The sequence below is a fragment of the Streptomyces sp. NPDC006265 genome (assembly GCF_040613555.1).
Classification (GTDB): domain Bacteria; phylum Actinomycetota; class Actinomycetes; order Streptomycetales; family Streptomycetaceae; genus Streptomyces.
Map to the genome: position 1 here is coordinate 1 of NZ_JBEXSH010001471.1, position 1,213 is coordinate 1,213.

A 1,213-nucleotide genomic window follows, 5' to 3' on the forward strand; every position below is an offset into this window, starting at 1 on the left:
GGGCCTCGCGCACGGCGGAGGTCGCGAACGGGAGGACCTCCTCGACACCCTTGTCCTCGGCGGCCTGGAGCGCCTCCTTGATGACCGAGACCAGCCGGTCGACGCCGTGCGGGCCGATCGCGCCGTCGTCGAGGAGCTGGGCGAGGCGCAGTTCCGCCTTGTGCGAGTGGGCGGGGAGCGGGCACGCGCCGGGGTGCGCGTCCACCACGAGCAGATGCACCGTGTTCGATCCCACGTCGAGGACACCGAGTCTCATGTACGGAACGCTACTGCCCGCCGGGCCGTCCGCCGTCCTCGGTGGGGGTACAAGGGCCGTACCCGGGCCCGTACCCTGGACTCGTGCCAAAGACGAAAAAGGCGAAGCGCGACAAATCACCTGCTGTCGTGGACTCCGACGAGAAGGGCCTCGACTTCGCTCGCGCGTGGGTGGAGTTTCCTGATCCGGCGGACGACGAGCAGGTCTTCCGCTGCGATCTGACATGGCTGACCTCTCGCTGGAACTGCATCTTCGGCAGCGGCTGCCAGGGCATCCAGGCGGGCCGCGCGGATGACGGGTGCTGCACGTTGGGTGCCCACTTCTCCGACGAGGACGACGAGAAGCGCGTCGCCGGGTATGTGGCCAGACTCACGCCGGACATCTGGCAGCACCATGCCGAGGGCACGCGGGGCGGCTGGGTCTCCGAGGACGAGGACGGCGAGCGGCAGACGCGGCCCTTCCAGGGCTCGTGCATCTTCCAGAACCGGCCCGGATTCAAGGGCGGCATGGGCTGCTCGCTGCACATCCTGGCCCTGAAGGAGGGCCGCGAGCCGCTGGAGACCAAGCCGGACGTGTGCTGGCAGCTGCCGGTGCGGCGGACGTACGAGTGGATCGACCGGCCCGACGACACACGCGTCCTCCAGGTGTCGATCGGTGAGTACGACCGCCGCGGCTGGGGTCCGGGGGGCCACGACCTGCACTGGTGGTGCACGTCGGCGACCTCGGCGCACGGAGCGGGTGATCCCGTGTACGTCTCCTACCGGCCCGAGCTGATCGAGCTGATGGGCAAGGCCGGCTACGACCGGCTGGTCGAGCTGTGCGAGGAGCGGCTGGCCTCGCAGCTGCCGCTGCTGGCACCGCACCCCGCGGATCCAGTACCGGCCGCAGACCGGGCTGATCCGGTGGCCTGAGGGCCCGGCTGGGCCAGTGGCCCAAGGGCCCGGCTGGGCCAGTGGC

Annotated in this window: 1 protein-coding gene and 1 pseudogene; one reads left to right on the forward strand and one right to left on the reverse strand. The window is 70.5% G+C overall.

Annotation, left to right across the window (positions count from 1 at the left end; translation table 11 throughout):
- Nucleotides 1-256, reverse strand: a pseudogene (locus ABZ281_RS49890) (Ppx/GppA family phosphatase); the annotation flags it as partial.
- An 83-nt stretch (nt 257-339) separates the two neighbouring features.
- On the opposite strand from ABZ281_RS49890, the gene ABZ281_RS49895 reads away from it, so the two are divergent.
- Entirely contained in the window at nt 340-1,167 is an 828-nt protein-coding gene (locus ABZ281_RS49895) for a hypothetical protein (RefSeq protein WP_356665522.1), read from the forward strand.
- Nucleotides 1,168-1,213 lie beyond the last annotated feature (46 nt).